This is a genomic window from Marinibaculum pumilum (assembly GCF_042646425.1).
Taxonomy (GTDB): domain Bacteria; phylum Pseudomonadota; class Alphaproteobacteria; order Ferrovibrionales; family Ferrovibrionaceae; genus Marinibaculum; species Marinibaculum pumilum.
In genome coordinates this window covers 437105-461045 of the sequence record NZ_JBHRTR010000034.1, presented here as the reverse complement: position 1 = coordinate 461045, position 23941 = coordinate 437105, and the positions used below count along the sequence as shown (strand labels likewise).

Genomic DNA, 23941 nt, shown 5'->3' with positions numbered 1-23941 from the left:
GCGGCCGCCGATGCCGGCCCCGGCCAGGCGACGCGCGTCCCCGGCCGCGGCCAGCGATTCTGCATGGCTACGCCCGGACAGGCTGTCCAGCGCGTCACGGATACCTTGCCCGTCCAGCGGCGCCAGGGCTGGGAACAGGGTCGCCGCATCGCCCGTGGGCCGGACACCGGCCGCCGGCCGCACCGCATCGAGCGCCGCACCGACCGCCGCCTCGTTGGCGGACTGCGCCACGCCGGCCGCCGGCAGGTTGCCATAGGCAGCCGGCGTCACCACCAGGTCGATGGCGGTGCTGCCGTACAGCGCATCGAAGCGGGTGCCAGGGGCGAGGCCCGCTGCAGGCTGCGCCAGGGCCACGAAGCTGCCGCCGATGCCGCCTGCGGCCGCCACCACATTGGCGAAGCGCTGGCCGAGAACCGGGGTGTAGCTGTTGCTGGCCGGCGCGGAGATGCCGCGCAGCTGCACCGCCAGTGTGCCGCCGGCGGTGAAACCGTTGCCGGCGCCCAGCACCAGCACCCGGTCGTAGCCGCCGGCCCCGGCGGCCGCCGCGGTCCCGTCCACCTCGATCGTCAGGGTACTGCCGCTGGCCATGGTGACCGGCGCGGCGAAGGTCAGTAGTCCCGGCGAGTTGCCGGGCGCCAGGGTGCCGGCAATCCCCGTGGTGGCCGCCACGATGCCAGCACCGGAGAGGGTGCCGCCGGCCTGCACATCCACCGCGCCACCGGACAGCAGGCCGTCGACCTGCAGGCGGCCATCGCTGACCGTCGTGCCTTCGCCGAAACGGGCTGTGGAGGACAGCACCAGGGTGCCGGCGCCGGCCTTCGCCAGGCTGCCGTCCAGGTCGATCGGGTCGGACAAGGTGAGGTCGTCGCTGCGGTCGAAGCGGGTCTCCGCGCCCGCGCCGCCGGGCGGCTGGAACAGCACCGAATACCAGCCCACCCCCTGATAGGCGATGCCTTCGCCCTGCAGGCCGTCCGACAGGTCGGCGGTGAACAGGTGCCAGCCGGTGGCGGCGTCCAGGAAGCGATAGACCGGGTCGGTCCCCGGCACCTGGCTGTCGAAGGCGCCGAAGGCACGGCCCTCCGCGGTCCAGCCCGGATCGGCCGCCAGGTCCGCCTGTTCGGCCACATCGGCCGTGTAGATGCGGTCGCCGCTGGCGGCATGGGCATAGGCGTTCACGTCGGTCACGCCGGGCCGGGCGGTCTCATTCGCGAAATCGACGGCGACGAAGGCCATTCCCGCATCGGCGAGGGCGACGGCCTCGTTCGAACTGCCGGTCAGCCGGTCGGGGCCGGCGGGATCCTGCATGCGGAAGACGATCGGCAGGGTATCGCTGGCGTCGTAGGCGGACAGCGCCTGCGCCGCGTAGCTGACCGTGCCCGGATCGTCCAGGCGCATGTCGATCGCATAGGTCTGTGGCAGCGCCGCCCTGGTATAGGTGGTGCCGGCGGAAGGCGTGCGGCCGGGGCCGCCCGGATTGTAGAGGTCGAGATAGCCGGCCTCCGCCGAGGTCGGGATCTCGACCGAGCGCAGCAGGGCGATCGCCGCCGCATCGCCCTTCAGCACGATGTCGAAGTAGTTGTCGTGGTCCTCGACATAATAGGCGCGGTCGAGCGGTACATCCTGCGGCGCGCCGACCTCTGCCAGGCCCACCACCTCCACCGTGCCGACCCCCAGGTCGTAGACCTGCCCGGTCCTGTCGATCACCACCGTGTTGCCCTGGGCGTCGACCGCATGCAGCCGGAACAGCTGCGGGAAGTCGGTCGGCAGGATGCCGCTGACCCCGTCGGTGGAGAAGCCGCCGGAGGTGAACAGGCGCAGCCGGTACTGCGCATCCTCGCCGTAGAGCGAATAGGCGTCGTTGGGAAAGGCGTTCGACAGGTTGGGCGGCGAGAAGTCGCCGGCCGGGGAGAACGGACTCAGCGCGGCACCGACCAGGGCGGGCCCGGCGAGATAGGGATTGCTGGAAAGCTGCGTCAGGCCGGTGATGTCCACCGGCCCGTCCGGCCCGATCGCCATCAGCCGGCCGGCGCCGGGCACGATCTCGATGGAGACCGGATAGACGGCGCCGGGCGTGCCCGGCGTCAGGCGGTTGCCGAACTGGCCGAACACCACGATCACATGCCGTTCGTTCAGGTCGAAGTTCGGGTTCAGGGCGGCGACCGACGGATTGACCACCTGGCCGGTGTTGAGGGTGATGGCGATGGTGTCAGGGCGCACGGTGCTGGGCAGCAGCGGCCAGCTGAATTCGATCGGCATCGCATCGCCGTAGAGCGGCGCCCCGCCGAAACCGGCGGCGGCGATGCCCAGCTGGCCCGCGGCGGAGGTCAGGTTGCGCAGCGGCGGCACCGGGTCCAGCTGCGCCCAGTCGAGGTTGACGCCCGCGCCGGCCGCAACGGCCAGGTTCAGGTCGGCCGCGGTCCGCAGGCCGGGAATCCCCATGATCCCTTCGAAACCGTAGCCGGCGGCCAGGATCTCCGCCTCGCCGGTCCACAATTCGGCATTGACCACGACGTCGCGCTGCAGGTCGATATAGGCTGGCATCTGCGTGGCGGGCGTCTGCTGCGCGATCGCCGGCAGCCGGGCGCCGGCGAGTGCCAGGACAGCAGCGAAGCCGCCGATGACGACGCGAACCGAGGAACCCGCCATATATGCGCCTCCTGCCCGACCGGTGTTCCGACAGCCTTGCCCCGTTGCGATGCAAAGCCCCCGCTCTGGCGGGCCCGGGCCCCGACAAAGGCCACGGCATGACTAGGCCGATTCGAAAACGGACCGCAAAGCGACTTTGCTCTCGCAGACGCAATCGGGCCAATCGGCTCTCGCGATCGTAGAGAACTTGCTCAGATCATGACCAGCACTGTTCCGAGCGACCCGGACCGGCCGGCGGATGGGATGCCCCTGGACGGACTTCCGGTGCCGCGCCGCTACCTCGCCATGCTGGCGATGGCGATGGCGCTGACCATGGCGGTGCTGGATTCATCGATCTCCAATGTCGCCCTGCCGACCATCGCGCGGGACTTCGGCACATCGCCGGCGGAAACGATCTGGGTCGTGAACGCCTACCAGCTGGTGATCGTCGCGGCGCTGCTGCCGCTCGCCTCGCTGGGGGAGATCATCGGTTATCGCCGGGTCTACATCGCCGGCCTTGCCCTGTTCACCGTCGGCGCCGGGCTGTGCGCGATGGCGGATTCCCTGACCTGGCTGATCGCCGCGCGGATCCTGCAGGGCTGCGGCGCCGCGGGCGTGATGAGCGTCAACACCGCCCTGGTCCGCTTCATCTATCCCAGCCGCCATTTCGGCCGGGCGCTGGGGCTGAACTCCATGGTGGTGGCGATCTCCGCCGCCAGCGGCCCGACGGTGGCGGCGGCGGTGCTGGCCGTCGCGCCCTGGCCGTGGCTGTTCGCGATCCATGTGCCGCTGGGAATCGTCACCTTCTTCGTCGCCCGCGCCATGCCGGCCACGCCGCTGGGCAGCCACCGCTTCGACCTGGTCAGCGCGGCGCTCAGCGCCGCGACATTCGGCCTGCTGATCATCGCGATCCAGGGACTCAGCCACGATGCCGGGCTGCACTGGGTGCTGGCGCAGTTCGCCGCCGCCGGCATCGCCGGCTGGCTGCTGGTGCGGCGCCAGCTCAGCCAGACGGCACCGCTGCTGCCGGTCGACCTGCTGCGGGTCCCGATCCTGGCCCTGTCGGTGGCGACATCGGTCTGTTCCTTCACCGCGCAGATGCTGGCCTATGTCTCCCTGCCCTTCCACCTGCAGGACGCGCTGGGGCGCTCGCCGGTACAGGCCGGGCTGCTGCTGACCCCCTGGCCTCTGGCCACCGCGATCACCTCGCCGATCGCCGGGCGCCTGGCCGACCGCTGGCCCGCCGGCATCGTGACCAGCATCGGCGTCGCCCTGATGGCGATCGGCCTGGCGCTGCTGGCGACCCTGCCGCCGGCGCCGGGCGATGCCGCCATCGTCTGGCGCATGGCGGTCTGCGGCATCGGCTTCGGCCTGTTCCAGTCGCCCAACAACCGCACCATGATCGGCTCCACACCGGTGTCCCGTGCCGGCGGGGCGAGCGGCATGCTGGGTACCGCCCGCCTGCTGGGCCAGTCGGTCGGCGCGGCGCTGACCGCGCTGGCCTTCGGTCTGTTCGCGGAAGCGGGGGTCGCCGCGCTGACGATGGGGGCCGGCTTTGCGGCGGTCGCGATGATGTTCAGCGCCGCGCGCCTGGCGCCCGCCGTGGTCCGCCGGGTGCCTCGTCCGAACGAATAGGCCGGAGCGGCGGTTTACCGCGGATTAAGTCCGCCGCGCCAGAAATGGCGATCTCTTTCCGCTTTGAACGAGCCCGTCGCCGATGGCAATCGCCAAAGCCCTGGTCACCAATCTGGGGCTGTTGTCACTTGCCGCCATACTGGTCTTCCTGCTCCTCACCAGGCTTGCCCGGCCTGCCGAGGGCCGGGGCAGTCTTGTCCTGATCGGTGTCGTTCTGGGCGGCCTCGCCGCGGCGATCATCCTGTTCCCGATACCGGCCCTGCCGGGGACGGCCTTCGACCTGCGGGCCACACCCATCATCCTGGCCGGCGCCCTGGCTGGCGCAGGGGCCGGCTTCCTGGCGGCGATCATCGCCGCGGCCATTGACCTGAAGCTTGCCGGCCCGGCCGCGGCCGGCGGCATCGGTGCAGCCTTTCTCTGCACCGCCTTGGGCAGCCTGTATGGCTGGTGGCGGCGGCGCCACCGGCCGGAGCCGGGTATCGGGGATGCGGGTATCGGGGATGCGGGTATCGGGTATCCGGGCATTTGGATCTTCTCCCGTCCCGCCCTGCTGACCCTTGGCGTCCTCACCGGACTGGCTGTACTGCCCGTCTTCCTGGCCGGCATCCCGGCCGAGGCGGCGGGTGCCCCCGCGACCGGTCCCGCGGCCTACTGGCCATTGCTGCTGCTGGCCAATGCCGGCGGTGTCCTGCTCCTCGGCAGCATGCTTCAGACCACGCTGTCGGTCGCCCGGATGCGCGATCGCTACAAGGTGGAGCTTGAGACCTCGCGGCTGGCGCGCGGTACCGGCGGCATCGGGGTATGGAGCTACGACTATCGCAGCCGGCAACAGACCCGGGACCCGATCGCCCGTCAGGTGCTGGGCCTGCCAGACGACGACATGACGGAGGGCGATGCCGCCATCATCCGGAACCTGCTTCTGCCTGAGGACCTGGCCCGTTTCGACCGGCAGATGACCGATGCGCGACGGGGGACCGGCCCGATCGAATTGCGGTTCCGCATCCGCACGCCGGCAGGCGAGATCCGTCACATCAGGACCACGACGACCTATGTCGGCGGCACGTCCGAGGCGCCGCACCTGACCATCGGGGTCGGCATCGACGAGACGGCGGAGGTCCGGCTGCGCAGCGAAATGGCGCTGCGCGGTGCGGCCCTCGACGCGGCCGGCGACGGCATCCTGATCGCCGAGGCCGGCGGCGACCAGCCGATCGTCTATGCCAACCGGCGCTTCCTGGAGATCACCGGCTATGCCGAGGCCGAGGTGATCGGCCTGAATTGCCGCTTCCTGAACGACGGCCTGCGCGACCAGGCCGCCCTGGAGGACCTGCGGCGGGCGATTGCCGCCGGCCGGCCCTGCACCGTGGTGGTGCAGAACGCCCGGCGCGACGGCAGCCGCTTCTGGAACAGCGTCACGATCTCCCCGCTGCGGGACGATGACGGCCGCATCAGCCATTTCATCGGCACCTTGACCGACCTGACCGGGCAGATCTCCGCCCGGCTGGAGGCGATCCTCGTTTCCGCGCCCGACGCGATCCTGACCGTGGACGAGAAGCAGCAGGTCACCAGCTTCAACCCGGCGGCGGAGCGCCTGTTCGGCTGGCCGCGCGAGGTGATCCTGGGGCGGCGCGTCGAAAGCCTGATCCCGGAAGATGTCAGGACGCGCCACCGCAGGCTCGCGGCCGGCTATGTCGGCGACGCGGATGCGCAGCCGGGTTCGATGACCGGCATGCGCATCATCAGCGCGCGACGGCGTGACGGCAGCACCTTCCCCGCCCTGGTCAGCCTCGCCCGCTTCATCCGGGACGGCCGTCCCGCGGTCGCGGCAACCGCCCACGACATGACGGAAATCGTCACCGCCAACGACCGGCTGACCCAGCTGTCGCTGGACCTGTCGGACCAGCTGAAGGCGGCGGAGGATGCCAGCGCGGCAAAGTCGCAGTTCCTGGCGCATATGAGCCACGAACTGCGGACGCCACTGAACGCGGTGCTGGGTTTCGCCGACCTGATCCGCTGGACCGGCCCGGAAGAGATCGGCACCGAGAGGCTGTCCGGCTATATCGACGACATCCACCGCAGCGGCGCGCAGCTGCTCGACCTGATCAACGACGTGCTGGACCTGTCCAAGATCGAAAGCGACGGTCTGCCGATCCGGATGGAGCCCTGCGCCCCGCATCTGCTGGTTGAGGCCGCGGTGGAGACCATCCGGCCGATCGCGGAGGCCCGGAACATCGACCTGCAGGTCGATGTCGAGGCAAGCGCCCGTATCCGCTGCGACCGGCGGGCGATGCACCAATGCCTGCTGAACCTGCTGTCCAACGCGGTCAAGTTCTCGCCCGTCGGCCGCACGGTCGCGGTGCGGGTGACGCAGCAGCCGGCGCAGCTGTGTTTCGCGATCCGCGACGATGGCCCGGGCATCAGCCAGGAGATGGTCGCCCAGATCGGCCAGCCGTTCCTGCGCGGCACACTTTCCCACCTCAGCAGCAATTCAGGCGGGACCGGGCTCGGGCTGGCGATCACCAAGCGCCTGCTGGACCGGCAGAACGCCAGACTGGAGGTCGACAGCGCGCCCGGTGCGGGCTCGACCTTCACCATCATCGTCGAGACCGCGACCACGGCGTCTGGCGACACGACCAGGCAGGTCGACCGGCCTTCCCAGCCCGCGACCTGACCGCCGGCAACGCCTGCGCTACACTTGCATGGCCGGGCGGAGCCAGGATCCGGCGACAGCGGGAGGCGCGGCGATGGCGAAGCCGATCGCGACCGTCGCCCTGCCGGGCGGCATGCGCGTGCCGGTGCTCGGCCAGGGCAGCTGGGGCATGGGTGAGGATGCGTCGGTCCGGGAGGCGGAGATCGCCGCCCTGCAGGCCGGCATCGACCTGGGCATGACCCTGATCGACACCGCGGAAATGTATGCCGATGGCAGCGCGGAGCAGGTGGTGGCGGCGGCCATCGACGGCCGCCGGGACGCGGTCTTCCTGGTCAGCAAGGTGCTGCCGGAACATGCCGATCGCGACGGCACGATCGCCGCCTGCGAGGGCAGCCTGAAACGGCTCCGCACCGACCGGCTGGACCTCTACCTGCTGCACTGGCGCGGCGGCATTCCGCTGGAGGAGACGCTGGAAGGCATGCTGGCGCTTCAGCGCGCCGGCAAGATCCGCCACTGGGGTGTCAGCAATTTCGACACTGCCGATCTCGAGGAACTGGAGGCGCTCGCCCCGCCGGTGCCGCCGGCCGTCGACCAGGTGCTCTACAGCCTGATCCACCGCGGCATCGAATTCGACCTGCTGCCCTGGTGCCGTGCGCACGGCCTGCCGGTGATGGCCTATTCGCCGATCGCCCACGGCCACCTGCTGCGCAATCCCGCCCTGCTGCATCTCGCCCGCCAGCACCGGGTCTCGCCCGCGCAGCTCGCCATCGCCTGGGCATTGCGGCAGCCCGGCATGATTGCGATCCCGAAGGCCGCAACCGCCGCCCATGTGGCCGAGAACCGTGCCGCCGCCGAAATCCGCTTCAGCCGTCAGGAGGAAGCGGCGCTGGACCGCGCCTTCCCGCCCCCGGCCCGCAAGAAGCCCCTGGCGATGCTGTGACGCGACCGGGCCAGAGGGGGATCGGGAGATGACGCGTCCGGACGCACCGGCTCCCGCGGACCTCGGCGACGGCTGGCCGGTCGCCGCGCCCGCGGAGGCCGGGCTCGACCCCGGGATCCTGGACGGCTTGGTGCCGCAGTTCACCGCCTGGCGCGCGGCGAACCTGCATGCGGTGCTGATCGCGCGGCACGGCCGGCTGGCCTATGAGCGCTATTTCACCGGTCCCGACCAGCGCTGGGGACAGGACCTGGGCGCCGTCTCCTACGATTCCGGCATGGCGCACGACCTGCGCTCGATATCGAAGAGCGTCACCTCGCTGCTCGCCGGCATCGGGCGGCAGCGGGGCTGGCTGCCTGGCCTCGACACGCCGGTGCTGTCGCTTCTGCCGGAATGCGCGGACCTGGCAGGGCCGGACAATTCGGACCTGGACCGGGGCGCGATCACGATCCGCCACCTGCTGACCATGTCGGCGGGGCTCGCCTGGAACGAGGACCTGCCCTACAGCGACCCGCGCAACAGCGAGCGCCTGATGAGCATCGCGCCGGACCGCGCCCGCTATGTGCTGGAACAGCCGCTGCTGCGCCCGCCCGGCCGGGTCTACGGCTATAATGGCGGCCTGACCCTGCTGCTGGGCGACCTGCTGGCGGCCGGCGGCGGCGCGGCGCTGGACGATCTGGCGCAGGAGGTCCTGTTCGATCCCCTGGGAATCGCCCGGCCCGACTGGGTGCGCTACCCGGACGGCGTGCCGATCTGCGCCTCCGGCCTGCGGCTGCGCCCGCGCGACGGCCTGAAGATCGGCCAGATGGTGCTGCAGGGGGGCCGCTGGCAGGACCGGCAGGTGGTGCCGGCGGACTGGATCGTCGAAAGCCTGACGCCGCAGATCAACGGCCAGGAGCTGTATTTCTACGGCTACCAGTGGTGGCTCGGCCGCTCGCTGGTGCGGAAGCGCGAGATCGGCTGGGCCGCGGCAATGGGCTGGGGCGGCCAGCGGCTGTACCTGGTGCCCGGCCTGGACCTGGTCGTGCTGGTCCATGCCGGGCTGTACGACAACCCGCCGCTGCAGCCGGTGGTCGGCGGCGTCGTGCTGCGCCGCTATGCGCTGGAAGCCGCCGTCGCCGCCGATGCGGCCGGCACCTGAGCGATCTCCGAACGCCCGGTCAGGCCGAGCCGCCGGGCGATGGGTACAGATCGGGCAGCGGCCCGGCGGACCTGCCTTCGTCCCGGCCCCAGTTCCGCACCCCGACCCGGCTGCGAGCCGCGCGGAAGGCATCGTGCAGCGCCACGAGTTCCGCCGCCGGCGGCTGCCAGCCCGGTTCGGATCGGGCATCGCCATAGAGCCGCCGGGTCACCGCGCGCACCGCCTGTTCCAGGGCCTTCGCCTGCAGCCGCGCGGCCACAGCGGCGGCACCGCGTGGCGGGTTCTCCGGCCAGCGGGCACGGCCCCATTGTGCCAGCGCATCCAGGGCCGCCGCGGCAGTGCCGGCCGCGCAGGCCTGCGCCAGGGAGGTCTCCGCCCGTGCCAGGTCTTCCCGTCCCGCCGCTGCCCGGATCCCTGAAACCGGCGCGCCTTTCCGAGCCGCCAGAGCGGCATTCCGACGACGGCGCAGTGCAAGGAAACCGCCGGCGCCGAGAAGGAGCAGCCCGGCACCGGCGGCAAGGCCTGTCCCGCGATCGGGGAGCCAGGCGGAGGTGGAAAAGCGCCCCTGCCCGGCCCCTCCCGGGGAGGCCGTCTCCGGAGCGTCCGTTGCCCGTGCCGCGTCGACAGGGCCGGCGGCGACGGCTGCCGGCGCGGTGGAACCGCTGCCGGGCATTGCGGCGACCTGCAGGGTCCGCGCAGGCAGCACGGCCTCGCGCTGCTGTTCCGCCGCGACATCCCACCAGGCGACCCGGATCTCCGGCAGCGCCACCGTCCCGGCACGGCTGGGCACCACGGCCACCGTGGTCTGGCGGGCGGTCAGCGTGCCGTCGCCGCGGGTCACCGTCTGGCGGCCATCGTCCTCGACATACTGCTTCACCCCGGGCGCGTCGGGCAGCACCAGGTCCGGCAGCTGCGCCCCGGTCAGCCCCTTCGCCATCAGGGTGACCGTCCGGGTGACCGGCGTACCGGCGGTGAAGCTGTCGGCGCTCCAGTCCTCGACCAGGCGCACATCCTCGGCGGGCAGGAACCAGTCGGCGGTGGCTGACGCGGGGCGCTCGCGCACCTCCAAGACCAGCGGCTGCGACAGGACCTGACGCCGCTGTCCGAACATGCTGCCGAAGGGGTCGCTGCCGAAGCCCATCTGGCGCATGCGCGCGAACATGTCGGCAAAGGGATCCGCGCCACCGCCGCGGGCGAAGGGAAAGCGCGCGCCGAAGCCGGCGCGGTCGAAGCCGCCGACGTCCGCCGCAGGCACCTGCGCCTCCAGTCGCAATGGCGGGATCTCCAGACGGCCGGAGGCTTGCGGGAAGATGGCGAAGCGCCGCTCGATGACCCGGTAGTCGCGATCGCCGCGCCGCTCCCGATAGACCCTGTCCTCGCCGAGCCGTTCCACCACCGCGCCGGGAATCTGCGGATCGGTCAGGGCCGCGGCGGTCATGCCGGCGGCATCGTGGATGCGGGCGGTCAGCACCGTCTGGCCCTGGACGTAGGGATCGCTGCGATCGACCTCCGCTTCCAGGAACAGGTCGGGCAGATCGGCGGCCGCCGCACGTTCCTGCGGCGTCGGGGCGGCGGCGACCTGCAGCGGCAGGGCCTCGCTGCTCGCATCGCCGACCTGCAGTGCCGGCACAGTCGCCGCGCCGGCATGCCTCGGCGTCAGGGTCACCACCCAGTCCAGGCTGGCATCGCGGCGGCCGTTCACGATCATGGTGCGTTGCGACTGCCGCGTGTCGAGGATCCGGAAATCCCGCTCCAGTGGCGCCAGGTCGGGTGCCGGCGCGCCGGCCGAGGCGTCGTCGGGCCGATAGCGCAGCAGCAGCTCGACCGTCTCCCCCACCCGCACCTGGTCGCGGGACAGGGCGGATTGCAGGCTGTCGGCGAGAGCCGGCTGCGCGAGAAGTCCCAGGCCAAGCGCGGGGACGAGAACGGCGGCGAAGAGGATGGAGCGCGGCCCGTGATTGCGATCAGCGGATGCCATTGCCGAAGCCTCCCTGGCGATTTTCCCCATAGCGGTCTTCCAAGTACTTGCGGCGCAGTTTCTCCCGCAGCAGGGCGCCGGGATCGTCCCGCACCCGTGCCAGCCATTGCTCGGCCGCCTGGTCTTCTTCGGTGCGCCGGCCGGGCAGGTCGGCGGCGACCTCCTGGGCGTCAGCCCGGGGCTCATCGACCTGGGGCTCATCGGCGCCCGGCTGCAGGAGCGCCTGCATGGCGCGATCGATGCGGTCGCCGAGCGCCTCTCCTTCCATCGCCTCCGTCTCGGCGGAAACCGGGGTCCCGTTCTGCCGGTCTTCCGGGCCCTCCTGACCTGACTGCTCCTGCTGCCCCTGCCCGGACTGGTCCCGGGCCGATTGCTGTTGCGCCTGCTGTTCCTGCCCAGACTGGTCCTGAGCCGATTGCTGCTGCGCCTGCTGCCCCTCCCCGGACTGGTCCTGGGCCGATTGCTGCCGGTCCTCCTGCCCTTCCCCGGACTCGTTCTGGGCCGACTGCTGCCGGTCCTCCTGCCCTTCCCCGGACTCGTTCTGGGCCGACTGCTGCTGGTCCTCCTGCCCTTCCCCGGACTCGTTCTGGGCCGACTGCTGCCGGTCCTCCTGCCCTTCCCCGGACTCGTTCTGGGCCGACTGCTGCTGGTCCTCCTGCCCTTCCCCGGACTGGTCCTGGGCCGATTGCTGCTGGTCCTGCTGTTGCTGCTGTTGCTGCCGATCCAGCAGCTCCTGCAGCAGATCGCGATTGAAGCGGGCATCCTCATGCGCCGGCATCTCGGCCAGGGCCTGGTCGTAGGCGTCGATGGCTTCCTCGAGCCGGCCTGTGCGGGCCAGTGCATTGCCGCGGTTGTAGGCTGCCTCCGCTCCCTGCTGGTCCGCCAGGGAAGTGGCCGCGCGGCCGAAGTCGCCCGCCCGGTATTGCGCGGCGGCCTGCCAGGCCGGATCCGCGAACAGCTCCGCCGCGGTCGCGGCATCGCCTGCGGCGAGCGCGGCCGCGCCCTGCTGGTCCGGACGGGCCCAGAGATCCGCCCAGCCGAAACCGTGGCCGGCTGCGGTCGCATCGTCGGCCGCGGCCTGCGCCGGGCCCGGCGGGGTCAGCATCAGGCCGGCGGCGACGGCTGCAGGCGGCAGCATCGCGATCACTCCGCGCCGGAAGGCCAGCGGTGCCAGGGCCAGCGGCAGCAGGATCAGCCAGAAGCCCTCGTCCATCCAGGCATCGGCCTTTGCCTCGACCGCCTCCGCCTGGGCCTGTCCCGGTGCCGCCGCAGCGAAGGGCGCCATCAGGCCTGCGATGTCGCGATCGTCCGGCGTCAGCCGCACCACCTGTCCGCCGCCGGAAGCCGCCAGGCGGTCCAGTGCGGGCGGCACCGCGCCCCCGTCCGGCAGCACCGCCAGCACGGAGACGGGATAGCCGGCGGCGCGGGCCTGTGCCGCCGCCTGTTCCGCGGCCTCCGGTGCCGTGCCGGCGCTATCGGTGAGGAGGACGATGCCGCCCGACGGCGCGCCGGCCTGCCGCAGCAGGCCCGCCGCCTGGGCGATCGCCCGGTCGGGCCGGTCGCCGCGTCCCGGCATCAGGTCCGGCTTCAGCACCGGCACCTGCGCATCGATCACATTCGGATCGTCGGTCAGCGGGGCGACGGTGAAGGGTTCGTCGGCATAGATCACCAGGCCGGTCCGGCCCTCGTCGCGCGCCGCCAGCATGTCGCGCAGTTCGAAGCGGGCACGGGCCAGGCGGCTGGGCGCCAGGTCCGCCGCCTGCATCGAGGGGGTCATCGCCAGGGTCAGGACCACCGGCGTCTGCTCCTGGAACACAGGTTGCGGCAGCCGTTCCCAGGCCGGCCCGGCCAGCGCCAGGCTGCCGGCCAGCCAGCCGGAGGCGATCAGGACCAGCGGCCAGCGCGCCGTCCGGCCGGCCCCTTCCGGCATCAGCCGCTGCAGGAAGCGGCTGTCCATCACCCGCTGCCAGGCCTGGTCGGCGCCGCCGGCGACGGTGAGGCGCCACAGCAGCCAGGCCAGCGGCAGCAGGGACAGCAGCCACCAGGGGCGCAGCAGATGGAATTCCTCAAGCGACATCGCAGAAAATTCCCTCAAGCTATTGTTTTATCGTTTGAACCGATCTGCGGAACCATGCCCACGCGGCCCAGATGCACCGCCGCCACGGCACCGGACAGCAGCATCGCCAGGGCCAGCGGCCAGGCATGCAGCGCGCGGGTCGGGCGAAGGGTGGCGGGTTCGCCCTCGGTCGGTTCCAGCGCATCGATGCGGGCATAGATCTCCGCCAGCCCGCCGGCATCGCGGGCCCGGAAATAGGTGCCGCCGGTCGTGTCGGCGATCCGCCGCAGCATCGCCTCGTCGAGCTGGCTGTCGGGCGACAGCCGCCGCGGCCCCAGCGGCGTCTGCACCACCGCCCGGTCGGAGCCGATGCCGATCGTGTGGATCCGGATGCCGTAGTCGCGGGCCAGCCTTGCAGCCTGTTCCGGCTGCAGGGCGCCGGCGGTGTTCACCCCGTCGGTCAGCAGCACCAGGACCCGCGCATCCGCCGGCCGGTCCTTCAGATGCTTCACCGCCAGCCCGATCGCGTCGCCCAGCGCCGTGTCGGTGCCGGCCAGACCGATCGCGGAGTCCCGCAGCATCTCGTGGACAGAGTGGCGGTCGGCGGTCAGCGGGGTCTGCAGATAGGCACGGCTGCCGAACAGGATCAGGCCCAGCCGGTCGCCGGCACGCCGTTCCAGGAAGTCGCCGCCGACCAGCTTCACGGCCGTCAGGCGGTCCAGGGCGGCACCGTCGCTGCGGAACTGCATGTCGGCGATCTCCATGCTGCCGGAGACGTCGACCGCCATCATCAGGTCCCGCCCCTCAGTCGGCAGGGCCACCGGTTCGCCGATCCATTGCGGCCGTGCCGCCGCGACCACCAGGGCGATCCAGGCCAGGCCCATGAGGCCCAGCAGCGCCGTGCGGCGGACCCGCCCCCGGCTGCTGCCGCTGGCAGCACCCGGCAGGCCGCGGACGGCGGCGAAGAACGGCACCGGCAGGGCGCCGGCCCGCGCCTCCGGCGCGCGCCGCCACAGCAGCCGCACCAGCAGGGGCAGCGGCAGCAACAGCAGCATCCAGGGCCAGAGCAGGACAATACCGGACCAGTCGATGCCGTTCGGCAAGCCGAAATCCATCTTTTCCTCCCGCTCATGCGTTGCGGCGCAGCCAGCGCCGCGCCGCGTCCAGCAGGTCCTGCGGCGGGACGAAGACCTCCCGCGCATAAGGTCCCTGGGCGACCGCCAGGGCGACCGGCCCGGTGAAGACGGCCGGCGCCGAAACGCCGTCCAGGCCGGCAGCCCTGCCGCCCCGGTTCAGGAAATCGATCCAGGCCTGGCCGTGCAGGCGCGCCACGACGCGCCGGCCGAAGCGGGCCATCGCCGTCCGCCGCAGCAGTTCGGCCACCGCGGCAGCAAGGCCCTGTGGCGGCAGCCGCCCGGCCTCATGCTCCGCCGCCAGGCGGTCCAGCAGGCGCAGCGCGACCGTCCGGCGGCTGCGGCGATGCCGGTGCAGCAGGTAAATGCCGGCACCGCTGCCCAGCAGCAGGACTCCCCCCAGCAGCCACCAGCCCGGCGCCGGCGGCCAGGCGGAGACCGCCTCTGGCAGGTGGATATCGCGAAGCTTCGCCAGGGTCTCCTGCACGGCCGGGTCCTGCAGGGTTTCAGCGGCAGTCATGACGGTGCCCCCCCCGGTAATGTCTCTCCGGCGATTGCCCGGTAGGGCCGGCCGGCGAGCGCCTGCGCCGGATCGTCCACGGTGGACAGTTCGCGGAACGCGAGTCCCCCCTTGCGACAGGCCTCCGCCAGCGCCTGCCGGCGGGCGGCGAACAATCCTTCATAGGCGCGCCGCCAGCGGGCATCGTCTGCCCGCAGCACGGCCAGCGCGCCACCGCCGCCGCCCTCGGTCACCCGATAGCGACCCGGCCGCGGCGCGGCTGCTTCCAGCGGGTCGTGCACCAGGAAGGCCATGCCCTCGGCATGGCGGCCCAGGCGCATCAGTTCGTCAGCGGCCGCCGCGTCCAGGTCGTGGAAGTCGCTGAACAGCAGGACCAGGCTGCCGGGACGGGTGACCCGCCGCAGGCGCCGCAGCGACCGGTGCAAGGGCTCGCCGTCCTGACTGTCGGCACCTGCCGGCGCCGTCGCATCCGACAGGGCGTGCAGCAGGCGCATCAGCTGGCGGCGATCCCGTTGCGGCGGCAGTTCGCGATGGGCGCCGCCGGCAACGACCAGGCCGCCGATCCGGTCGCCCTGCTTCAGCGCCACCCAGCCGGCAAGCGCCGCCGCCCGCGCCGCGACGACCGACTTGAAGGCGAGCCGGCTGCCGAACTGCATCTGCGGCCGCAGGTCCGCAAACAACAGGACCGGCCGGTCGCGTTCCTCGTGGAACAGCTTGGTATGGGTGCGGCCGCGCCGCGCCGTCACCTTCCAGTCGATGCTGCGGACATCGTCGCCGGGCACATAGGCGCGTACCTCGGCGAACTCCATGCCGCGGCCGCGGAACGGCGAGCGGTAGGCGCCGGCCTGGCGGCTCAGGACCTGGCGGACCGGCGGCAGGGTCAGGCCGGCGGTCCAGCCTTCCAGCGCCACCAGCTCCTTCAGGGAGGCGGCGAGGCCCGTATCCTCCCCCCACCAGGCCAGATGCGGACCCGCCGGGCGTGCGGCCCGTGCCTCTGCGACAGCCATTTCCGTCCTCCGCCGGCAGCGATCAGGACAGCGGCACGGCGGACAGCAGCCGGTCGACCACCTCGTCGGTGGTGACGCCGTCGGCCTCCGCTTCGAAGGTCAGCAGGATGCGGTGGCGCAGCACGTCGGGCGCCACCGCCTGGACATCGTCCGGGGTGGCGAAGTCGCGGCCGTCCAGCCAGGCGCGGGCCCGCGCCGCCAGGTCCAGCGCGATGGTGCCGCGCGGGCTGGCGCCGGCGCGGATGAACGGCACCAGGTCGGGGGCATAGTCGGCGGGCCGGCGGCTCGCCACCACCAGATGCACCAGGTAGCGTTCCAGCGCCTCCGACAGGTGCAGGGTGGAAGCCGCCGCCCGCGCGGCGAAGACCGCCTCCTGCGGCAGGGGCGCGAAGCTGCCGATATCGGCGACTTCGCCGCCCGCGGCGGACGCGGCACGCACCCGGCGCAGGATCCGCGCCTCCGCCTCCGCGCCCGGATAATCGACCCGGACATGCAGCATGAAGCGGTCGAGCTGCGCCTCCGGCAGCGGGTAGGTGCCCTCCTGCTCGATCGGGTTCTGGGTCGCCATCACCATGAACAGGCGCGGCAGGCGATAGGTCTCCCGGCCGACCGTCACCTGGCGCTCCGCCATCGCCTCCAGCAGCGCGGACTGCACCTTGGCCGGCGCGCGGTTGACCTCGTCCGCCAGCACCAGGTTGTGGAACAGCGGCCCGGACTGGAAATGGAAGCTGCCCTCTTCCGGGCGGTAGATCTCGGTGCCGGTCAGGTCCGCCGGCAGCAGGTCGGGGGTGAACTGGATGCGGTGGAAATCCGCCTCGATGGCATTGGCCAGCGCCTTGATCGCCATCGTCTTCGCAAGGCCTGGCGCCCCCTCCACCAGCAGATGGCCGCCGGCGACCAGGCCGGTCAGCAGCCGCTCCACCAGGGCCTCCTGCCCGACGATCGCCCCGTTCAGGTGGTCGCGGAGGCGACCGAAGGCGGCCTGAAGCTCCGCTTCGCTGTCCGCCGTCATGCCGCCCCGGATGGGGGTGTCCAGATCCTGCATCGCGCGCATCTCCTGCTTGGCAGATGGCCGCGGCTGCGCGGCCCCGTCTCAGGAGCCAAAGCTGGCCTGCAAGATGGGTGGATCGTGGCCGGATCTGTTTCGCGGTCGCGCCGGATTGTGGCGGGAATGTGGCGCGCAGCGGGAGCATGGCACCGGCCGCCATCTCCCGGCAGAATGACCTGCGCGTGCGTGATTCGTGAAGGGACGGACAGCGATGCCGGACATCCCGCTTTGCTCCAATGCACCGGAGCCGGCAGTTCTTCTCGAAGCTGGGGATTTCTACAGCCTGGCGCTGAGCCCGGAGGCGAGCAGCCGGGATATCGCCCTGGCCGGCTTCCTCAGCGGCTTCACCGACGAGCTGGGGCCGGTGCTGCAGCACCTGCCGGATCCCGATGCCGAAGTTCTTCTGGCACTCGGCATCTACCACTGGTCACAGGAGCGGACGGACGAAGCCCTGGCCACGCTGGATCGTATCGCACCGGACGATGCGCAGGCGGCGCGGACGGAACGGCTGCGCGCCCTCCTGTCGCGCGAGGTGACGGTGCTGTCGTTCTCCGGCTCGCCCGGCGGCGGCGCGGCGCCAGGCGAGTCGGCCATGCACGCCCTGCGGAAGGATACCGGCCCGGGGCTGCGCCTGCTGACGGCCGGCTTTCAGCAGGCGGACGATCTGCGCCTGGACATCTCGCAAGAGCTGGCCGATCAGGTCCGGGCTGTCCCGCCGGGCCGCGACCCGGATCTGGTCCTGAACATCATGGAGGACTGCTACCTGCCGGCCAGTTTCGACAGCCTGCCGGCGCCGAAAATCGCCCTCCTGGCCGACATGCACGACCATATCCTGCGCCATAGCAGCCACTATCAGAGGCATGACCTGTTGTTGTCGCTGTCGCACGAGCAACGTGACATCGCCCGGCGGATGTTCGACAGCAGGGTCCTCTACATGCCGTTCGCGGATTACGTCTTCCTGGACATGTCCGCAGCGGGTGGCTCCGCCGGAAAGCCGATCACCTTTTCCTACGGCGGCAGCCTGCTGCACTTTGCCCGGACGAAGAAGCTCCGCGACCTCTGGCCGGTCGTCAACCGCAGCCTGGAGGAGGTGGTACTGCTGTATCAGGGGCGGATGCCGTTCGAGAGCTACGCAAAGCTTGTCGCACAGTCCCGCTACACGGCATCGACCTTCGACTTCGAGGATTTCGTCACCCAGCCGCGAACCTTCGAATATATGCGGCAGGGTGCCGGCATCTTGCAGGCGGCCGGCAGGTTCATGCGGCTGATCCTGACACCGCTCGGGGTCGAGATTGCCACGTTGGACGGGTTCTGTGGTCGCGAGGCGATGGCGAGCGGCGTGGCAGCGCCGACGGCCGATTTCGGCAGAGGCGGCCTTCTGCACGCGGCGGGCCTGTTCCAGGGACGCAGCAGCTATGCCGCCCTTGCGGCAGCCCATGGCCAGCGTCCTGGCATGGCGGCGCGGCCCGGACGTCAGGCTCTTCGCGCGACGATCGGGCTCTGTCTCCTGCAGACCAGCCGACCGGACATGATGCAAGAGGCGCGGCCGCTGCCGCGGCGCGGGCCCTGGTGTCCAAGCTATTCCGTTCCCACCGACGTCGTGGAACGGATGGCCACGACCGGCCTCGAGGCCAGCCTGGCGTGTCTTGAACAGCCGTCCGATTACAACCTTGCCCTCCAGCTGGCGCGGCGGCTGTTACATCACAGGAATGACCATCCCGGACCGGAGGACGGCGACAGCATTTCTCGCGATGGGCCGGACGACGAGACGCCGCAAGCGCCCGTTTCGGGATGGAACCGCCAGCGAGTCGCGAATCTGCGGTCGCAGCTCTCTGCGGAAGCGGTCGGTAAATTCCCCCATTGCTCCCCGTTCGTGTTCGACTTCTATCTCAGCCGGCTGGGCGCGTCCGTCCCGCCGCTCCCCTCGCCCGACCTCAGGCGGCTGTTCCTGGAAAGCGCCGACCGGCATATCGCTGCGGAAACCGCTTTCCTCAGGGCATGCCGGCCGCAACCGCTGCTCGATCTCGGTCCGGTAGAGGGCGACCATTTCATCGCCATCCAGTTTCTCGCCTCGCATTATCTCGGCACCTACGGCAGGGACGGCGAGACGGAAGCCGCCATCGACCTGTCGCAACGGCTGCGGCGGCAGTTGCTCGCCTATCTCCATCTTCTGAAGGGCGAACTGCTTCTGCAGGAGGGCCGTCACGACGAGGTGATCTGCGCCCTGTGGCAATCGCTGAAATGGTCCCACAACCACCCCAACGTAACCCTGCCGGTCACCCGGCTGCTGCGGACCTGGCAAGCCGACCGGCTGTGCCGCTACCTGTCGCTGCCCGAGCTTGTTTCCAAGATTCTCTCGGCCATGCGCGATGCCCCCGACCTTCTGCGCGCGGCCGGCCTCGACCTGGCCTATCTCTGTCTGCAGGCCGGAGACCGGCCTCTGGCCCGCGATCTCTGCGAACTCTGGTTCCGATGGGTCTATCGGGTGGTCAGCGTCGACGGTGCCACGGTCAGCCCGGCCAGTACCAGGCGCCTGCAGGCCTTGCGGCCGCTCTGGCCCGACTGGGTGGTGAACCGGCTGGAGGGTCGTCCCGGCCCGACGATCGCCCTGGCCGAGGCGTTCATCGACTACGGCCCGTTGGAGACGGTGCTGCGCGGCGCGCTGCGCGGTTGAAAACCCTACACCTTCGCGAACGGCGCCATGCCGTCGCGACGGAGCTGTTCGGTCAGGCCGAACTCCCAGTCCAGATAGGCCTGCATCGCCTCGCGCGCGCTTTCCGGGCTTTCATAGGGGCGCGGCCAGTGGTCGTCGGGCTCGCAGAAGGCCGCGGGCATGCCGGTCTCCAGCGGCAGGCCCGCTTCCGTCCATGCCGGCGTGCCGCCGGCCAGCACGCGGACGATCAGGTCCGGACGGGCCGCCATGAGGTCGCGGGCGCCGTAATGCGCCAGCACCGCATCGGGCGAGGTCAGGATCAGGAAGCCGATGGCTGGCATCCGCACCAGCCCCTCCACCAGGCGGGCGCGCACGCCCCACCAGGCGCCGGGAATATGGCCGCGTTCGAAACTGCGTGAATCCGCCAGGTCGATCAGCGCCGCCGCCTCGCCGGAATCCAGCACCGCCTTCGCCTCGTGCGCGCTGACCGTCTCCACCTCCCGGAAGTCGAGCGGCCCTGGCTCGGGCTGCGGCGGCACCGCGTCCGCCGCGGCCAGGCCGCCGGCCAGCCAAAAGGTGTCGGCGAAGCCGAGCTGCCGCAGCCAGGCCGCCGTCATCGGCGCGCGCACCTCCTCCCCGTCGATCAGCACGATCCGGGCGCCACGTGTGGCGAGATATTCGTCGGTCGCCTGCACCAGCTGGCCGCCCGGCGCATGGCGGGCGCCCGGCCAGGTGCCGGCGGCGAACTCCTCCGCGGTGCGCACGTCCAGCAGGTACAGCGTGCGGTTGCCCGCCTCCGCGGTCCAGGCGGCAATCGTCCCGCGGTCAATCGCGGCGGCGCCGAAACGTGCCGCCACCCGCGCCGCATCCGCCTGCGCCGCCGCCAGGGCCGCCGCGTCCGGCGCCCCGCCCACCGCGGTCGCGCCCTGAGCCAGGCCGTGGCCGGCGAGCTGCCAGCCCATGGTGCCGTTCTCCAGCGCCGCGACCGGGTTCGGGATGCCGGCATTGACAAGCGACTGCGCGCCGATGATGGAGCGGGTGCGGCCGGCGCAGTTCACCACCACCGTGGTACGCGGGTCCGGCGCCATTGCCCGGACCCGGTACAGCAGTTCCGCCCCCGGCACGTTCACCCCGCCGGGGATGCTCATACGGTGGAACTCGTCATAGGGGCGACTGTCCAGGATCACCAGGTCTCGGTCCGCCTCCAGCGCCGCGGCGACGGAATCCGCGCTCATCATGGGCGTATGGTAGTTTTCCGCCACGAACTCGCCGAAGGCCTTGGAGGGCACGTTGTTGCCGGAGAAGGTCTCCCCGCCAGCCGCCTGCCAGGCGCGCAGGCCGCCCTTCAGGACCGCCACGTCGGTGTAGCCCAGTTCCAGCAGCCGGGCGGCGCCGCGCGCCGCCAGGCGCACCGCCTCGCCGCCGTCGGTCAGCACGACCGGCGTCGACCGCCGCGGCACCAGGCGGGCGACCTCCAGCTCCAGGCGGGAAAGCGGCAGGTTCACCGAGAACAGGATCTGCGCATGGTGGAAGGGTCCGCGTTCCCGCAGGTCGAGGAAGGCGATCTCGCCCTCGCCTGCATGGGCGGCGGCGATGCGCCGGCGCAGCTCGTCACCGTCGATCCGGCTGAAGCCGGGCTGTAGGTCCGTCATGCCGGTTGCTCCTCCGGGCGGTCGGTCAGCAGGATCAGGAAGGCGGCGAGGTTCACCCCGGCAAAAGCCATGAAGGTGGGCCCCGCACTGCCGTCATGCATCAGGGAAAGCAGGGTGCCGATCGCCGCGGCCCCCAGGGTCTGCACCACGCCCAGCACCCCGGTGGCAACCCCGGCCCGGGCGCCATGGGCCTGCACCGCCAGCGAGGTGGAGTTCGCCACCACCAGGGAAAAGCCCAGCATGGCGCAGCAGAAGCAGAGGATCTGCAGCTCGTGCAGCAGCGCCAGATCCGGCAGCAGGCCGCTGACCAGGGTGCCGGCGATACCGCCGGCCATGCCCAGCAGCAGGCCGCTGCGCAGCATGGCCATGATCTTCACCCGCTTCAGCAGGCGCGCATTGACCAGGCCGCCGACCGCGATGGTGCTGGCGACGATGGCAAAGACCAGGGCCATTTCCGGCGGCGACCAGCCCCAGTTCTCGATCACGATCGGCGAGATCGTGGAGAGGTAGATCAGCAGCGCGGAGAAGCCGAGCGTGTTCACCGCCACGAACATCAGGGTGCGCCGGTGGAACAGCACCAGCCGGTAGGAGGCGAGGATACTGCCCGGCCGCATCGCCGCGGCGCCGCGGCCGATATGGGTCTCCCCCTGCACGAACAGGATCAGCAGGAAGATGCCGACGCCCCAGGCGGCGACGAAGCCGAAGATCCAGCGCCAGCCCAGCGCCTCCAGCATGGCGGCGCCAAGGATCGGCGCGATGATCGGCCCCAGGATCAGCATCGACATCACATAGGACATCACCCGTGCCATCGCCGCCCCCTCGAACCGGTCGCGGACCAGGATCCGGCCCAGCACGGCCGGTGCGCCGGCGCCGATGCCCTGCAGGAAGCGGGCGCCCATCATGCTGGCGATATCCGGGCTGAGGGCGCAGGCGAGGCTGGTGACGATATAGGCCAGCATGCCGATCAGCAGGACCGGGCGCCGGCCGAAGGCGTCGGAGGCGGTACCCCAGCCGGCCTGGCCCAGGGCGAAGCCCAGGAAGAACAGGGTGACGGTGAGCTGGCCGTCCTCGACACTGGCGCCCAGGCTCTCGGTGATCGACGGGATCGCCGGCAGGTAGATGTCCATGGCGATCGCCGGGCAGACGACGATCGCCCCTGTCATCAGGACGAAGCGCGGCAGGGAGACGGGCGGCAGGGCCATGGTTCCGGATACTCTCGAATGCGGATGCCCGGCGGTCCGGCTGGCGCTGGGGTGGTGGCGCGCCGGGCCGTCCCGGGCGGGGCCGTTCTAGGCGCGGCCGCGCGCCTCGTCTATACAGGGCGGGTTGCAACCGTATGCGGGCTGCGGCCGGCTGCCATGCATGCTGCCCGGGGGCCGCCCCGGAGAGCGGCGCGCGGCAGCACCGGAACCGCCCCGCCGGCCTGGAGGAGGCGCGCCATGAACCAGTTCTCCACCGATCTCGGGACCGAAGCGGGCGGGGCCGCGTCCCGGCCGCTGTCGCAGGTGCTGGCCGATTTTGCCATCGGCCTGGACCATGACACGGTGCCGGAGGCGGCCCGGCAGCGGGCCGTGCTGCTGATGCTGGACGCGATCGGCATCGCCTTCGCCTGCACCCGCTACGACTTCGCGCATCGCATGCTCAGCGGCATGGCCAGCCTGGATGCCGGCGGCGACATGCCGGTGATCGGCATGGCGGCCCGCCTGCCCTGGCGCGACGCCCTGGTGATGAACGCCTACCTGGCGCATGGCCTGGATTTCGACGACACCCATGTCGAAGGCGTGGTCCATGCCACCGCCGCGGCGATGCCGACCGCCCTGGTCACCGCCGCCTGGCGCGGCCGCTCCGGCCGCGACGCGGTCACCGCCTATATCGCCTCGGTGGAGACGGCGGTGCGGATCGGCGCCGCGGCCAAGGGCGGCTTCCACCAGGTCGGCTACCACCCGACGGGCCTGGCCAATGCCTTCGGCGCCACCCTGGCAGCGGCGCGGCTGCTGGACCTGACCGCGGAGCAGGCGGCCCATGCCCAGGGCATCGCCCTGTCGACAGCGGGCGGCAGCCTGGAATTCCTCAACGACGGCGCCTGGACGAAGCGGATGCATCCCGGCTGGGCCGGCATGTCGGGCGCCACCGCCGCGGCCCTGGCGAAGCAGGGCTTCCAGGGGCCGGCGCTGGCCTATGAGGGCCGCTTCGGGCTGTACAACATGCTGCTGCAGAACGCCGCCGCCTCCTGCGACCTGCCGCGCCTGACCGAGGGCCTGGGCGACGTGTGGGAGGTGGCGAAGGTCGCGGTGAAGCCCCTGCCCGCCTGCCATTTCGCCCATGCCTCCGCCGATGCCGCGGCGATCCTGGCACAGCAGCACGGCCTGACCGCCGACGATGTGGAGAGCCTGGAGCTTGCCGTGCCGGAAGGGGTGGTGAAGGTGATCTGCGAGCCGGAGGCCCAGAAGCGCCGCCCCGCCAATCCCTACGAGGCGCAGTTCAGCGTGCATTACCTGTCGGCCAACGCCTTCCTGAAGGGCGGGGTCGGCTTGCGCGACCTGGAGCCCGACGCGATCCGCGACCCGGCCGTCCTGGCGCTGGCCGACCGCACCAGCTACCGGATCGACCCGGCCTCGCCCTTCCCGAAATACTTCTCCGGCGAGGCGAAGATCGTCACGAAGGACGGCCGCACCCTCACCCACCGGGAGGAGATGAACCGCGGCTGCGCCGACCGCCCGCTGTCGGCGGAGGATATCGTGTCGAAGTTCATGTCGAACGCCACCATGACCCTGTCGCCCGCCCGCGCGGCCGAGGTGCGCGACGCGGTGCTGATGATGGACGACGCGGACCTGCCCGCCGACGACCTGCTGGAGCTGCTGGCGGGCTGATCGCCCCCTGCCGCCGCCGGACAGCCGCCGCCGGCCCGC

Annotated in this window: 15 protein-coding genes; 6 read left to right on the top strand and 9 right to left on the bottom strand. The window is 71.5% G+C overall.

Annotated elements, in window-relative coordinates; all coding sequences use genetic code 11:
- Positions 1-2646, bottom strand: a 2646-nt coding sequence (locus tag ACFOGJ_RS21950) for an autotransporter-associated beta strand repeat-containing protein (RefSeq protein WP_379904599.1), incomplete at its 3' end; no start/stop codon positions are given.
- A 243-nt stretch (positions 2647-2889) separates the two neighbouring features.
- On the opposite strand from ACFOGJ_RS21950, the gene ACFOGJ_RS21945 reads away from it, so the two are divergent.
- The 4 genes from ACFOGJ_RS21945 to ACFOGJ_RS21930 all read left to right on the top strand — a co-directional run bounded on the left by ACFOGJ_RS21945 (position 2890) and on the right by ACFOGJ_RS21930 (position 8985).
- On the top strand, positions 2890-4260 hold the full coding sequence (locus ACFOGJ_RS21945; RefSeq protein WP_379904597.1) for an MFS transporter: 1371 nt from the start codon (positions 2890-2892) through the stop codon (positions 4258-4260).
- Positions 4261-4342: 82 nt separating this feature from the next.
- Positions 4343-6928 (top strand): PAS domain-containing sensor histidine kinase, encoded by a 2586-nt coding sequence (locus tag ACFOGJ_RS21940; RefSeq protein WP_379904595.1) that lies wholly within the window; start codon positions 4343-4345, stop codon positions 6926-6928.
- A 73-nt stretch (positions 6929-7001) separates the two neighbouring features.
- A complete protein-coding gene (locus tag ACFOGJ_RS21935; RefSeq protein WP_379904593.1) occupies positions 7002-7847 on the top strand; it encodes an aldo/keto reductase in 846 nt (281 codons plus the stop codon).
- A 28-nt stretch (positions 7848-7875) separates the two neighbouring features.
- Positions 7876-8985, top strand: a complete 1110-nt coding sequence (locus tag ACFOGJ_RS21930) for a serine hydrolase domain-containing protein (RefSeq protein WP_379904591.1) — start codon at positions 7876-7878, stop codon at positions 8983-8985.
- 19 nt (positions 8986-9004) lie between these two features.
- On the opposite strand, the gene ACFOGJ_RS21925 is transcribed toward ACFOGJ_RS21930, so the two are convergent.
- The 6 genes from ACFOGJ_RS21925 to ACFOGJ_RS21900 are packed head-to-tail and all read right to left on the bottom strand — an operon-like array spanning position 9005 to position 16724.
- Positions 9005-10963, bottom strand: coding sequence for a BatD family protein (locus ACFOGJ_RS21925; protein ID WP_379904589.1), 1959 nt, complete (start codon positions 10961-10963; stop codon positions 9005-9007).
- Positions 10950-13040, bottom strand: a complete 2091-nt coding sequence (locus ACFOGJ_RS21920; protein ID WP_379904587.1) for a VWA domain-containing protein — start codon at positions 13038-13040, stop codon at positions 10950-10952. The genes ACFOGJ_RS21925 and ACFOGJ_RS21920 overlap by 14 nt, the downstream gene beginning before the upstream one ends.
- 14 nt (positions 13041-13054) lie before the next feature.
- A complete protein-coding gene (locus ACFOGJ_RS21915) occupies positions 13055-14134 on the bottom strand; it encodes a vWA domain-containing protein (RefSeq protein WP_379904585.1) in 1080 nt (359 codons plus the stop codon).
- Between the two features lie 13 nt (positions 14135-14147).
- Positions 14148-14672 carry a DUF4381 domain-containing protein gene (locus ACFOGJ_RS21910; protein WP_379904583.1) on the bottom strand — a complete coding sequence of 175 codons (525 nt, stop codon included), beginning with the start codon at positions 14670-14672 and terminating at the stop codon, positions 14148-14150.
- A complete protein-coding gene (locus tag ACFOGJ_RS21905) occupies positions 14669-15679 on the bottom strand; it encodes a DUF58 domain-containing protein (protein ID WP_379904581.1) in 1011 nt (336 codons plus the stop codon). Before ACFOGJ_RS21905 ends, ACFOGJ_RS21910 begins: the two co-directional genes overlap by 4 nt.
- 22 nt (positions 15680-15701) lie before the next feature.
- Entirely contained in the window at positions 15702-16724 is a 1023-nt protein-coding gene (locus tag ACFOGJ_RS21900; protein WP_449288598.1) for an AAA family ATPase, read from the bottom strand.
- Between the two features lie 214 nt (positions 16725-16938).
- Here ACFOGJ_RS21900 and ACFOGJ_RS21895 point away from each other — a divergent pair, with 214 nt between their 5' ends.
- Positions 16939-19401, top strand: coding sequence for a hypothetical protein (locus ACFOGJ_RS21895; protein ID WP_379904579.1), 2463 nt, complete (start codon positions 16939-16941; stop codon positions 19399-19401).
- Positions 19402-19406: 5 nt separating this feature from the next.
- Here the strand turns inward: ACFOGJ_RS21895 and ACFOGJ_RS21890 are convergent, their stop codons facing one another.
- Positions 19407-21032 (bottom strand): rhodanese-like domain-containing protein, encoded by a 1626-nt coding sequence (locus ACFOGJ_RS21890; protein ID WP_379904577.1) that lies wholly within the window; start codon positions 21030-21032, stop codon positions 19407-19409.
- Positions 21029-22234 (bottom strand): multidrug effflux MFS transporter, encoded by a 1206-nt coding sequence (locus ACFOGJ_RS21885; RefSeq protein WP_379904575.1) that lies wholly within the window; start codon positions 22232-22234, stop codon positions 21029-21031. The genes ACFOGJ_RS21890 and ACFOGJ_RS21885 overlap by 4 nt, the downstream gene beginning before the upstream one ends.
- A 237-nt stretch (positions 22235-22471) precedes the next feature.
- On the opposite strand from ACFOGJ_RS21885, the gene ACFOGJ_RS21880 reads away from it, so the two are divergent.
- Positions 22472-23902, top strand: coding sequence for an MmgE/PrpD family protein (locus ACFOGJ_RS21880; RefSeq protein ID WP_379904572.1), 1431 nt, complete (start codon positions 22472-22474; stop codon positions 23900-23902).
- Positions 23903-23941 lie beyond the last annotated feature (39 nt).

What these genes read in the sequence shown, in the direction of transcription:
- ACFOGJ_RS21935 (WP_379904593.1), top strand. Translation starts at nt 7,002, where the DNA reads ATGGCGAAGCCGATCGCGACCGTCGCCCTGCCGGGCGGCATGCGCGTG.
- ACFOGJ_RS21910 (WP_379904583.1), bottom strand. Translation starts at nt 14,672, where the DNA reads ATGACTGCCGCTGAAACCCTGCAGGACCCGGCCGTGCAGGAGACCCTG.
- ACFOGJ_RS21945 (WP_379904597.1), top strand. Translation starts at nt 2,890, where the DNA reads ATGCCCCTGGACGGACTTCCGGTGCCGCGCCGCTACCTCGCCATGCTG.
- ACFOGJ_RS21885 (WP_379904575.1), bottom strand. Translation starts at nt 22,234, where the DNA reads ATGGCCCTGCCGCCCGTCTCCCTGCCGCGCTTCGTCCTGATGACAGGG.
- ACFOGJ_RS21940 (WP_379904595.1), top strand. Translation starts at nt 4,343, where the DNA reads ATGGCAATCGCCAAAGCCCTGGTCACCAATCTGGGGCTGTTGTCACTT.
- ACFOGJ_RS21895 (WP_379904579.1), top strand. Translation starts at nt 16,939, where the DNA reads ATGCCGGACATCCCGCTTTGCTCCAATGCACCGGAGCCGGCAGTTCTT.
- ACFOGJ_RS21915 (WP_379904585.1), bottom strand. Translation starts at nt 14,134, where the DNA reads ATGGATTTCGGCTTGCCGAACGGCATCGACTGGTCCGGTATTGTCCTG.
- ACFOGJ_RS21880 (WP_379904572.1), top strand. Translation starts at nt 22,472, where the DNA reads ATGAACCAGTTCTCCACCGATCTCGGGACCGAAGCGGGCGGGGCCGCG.
- ACFOGJ_RS21900 (WP_449288598.1), bottom strand. Translation starts at nt 16,724, where the DNA reads ATGCAGGATCTGGACACCCCCATCCGGGGCGGCATGACGGCGGACAGC.
- ACFOGJ_RS21905 (WP_379904581.1), bottom strand. Translation starts at nt 15,679, where the DNA reads ATGGCTGTCGCAGAGGCACGGGCCGCACGCCCGGCGGGTCCGCATCTG.
- ACFOGJ_RS21890 (WP_379904577.1), bottom strand. Translation starts at nt 21,032, where the DNA reads ATGACGGACCTACAGCCCGGCTTCAGCCGGATCGACGGTGACGAGCTG.
- ACFOGJ_RS21925 (WP_379904589.1), bottom strand. Translation starts at nt 10,963, where the DNA reads ATGGCATCCGCTGATCGCAATCACGGGCCGCGCTCCATCCTCTTCGCC.
- ACFOGJ_RS21920 (WP_379904587.1), bottom strand. Translation starts at nt 13,040, where the DNA reads ATGTCGCTTGAGGAATTCCATCTGCTGCGCCCCTGGTGGCTGCTGTCC.
- ACFOGJ_RS21930 (WP_379904591.1), top strand. Translation starts at nt 7,876, where the DNA reads ATGACGCGTCCGGACGCACCGGCTCCCGCGGACCTCGGCGACGGCTGG.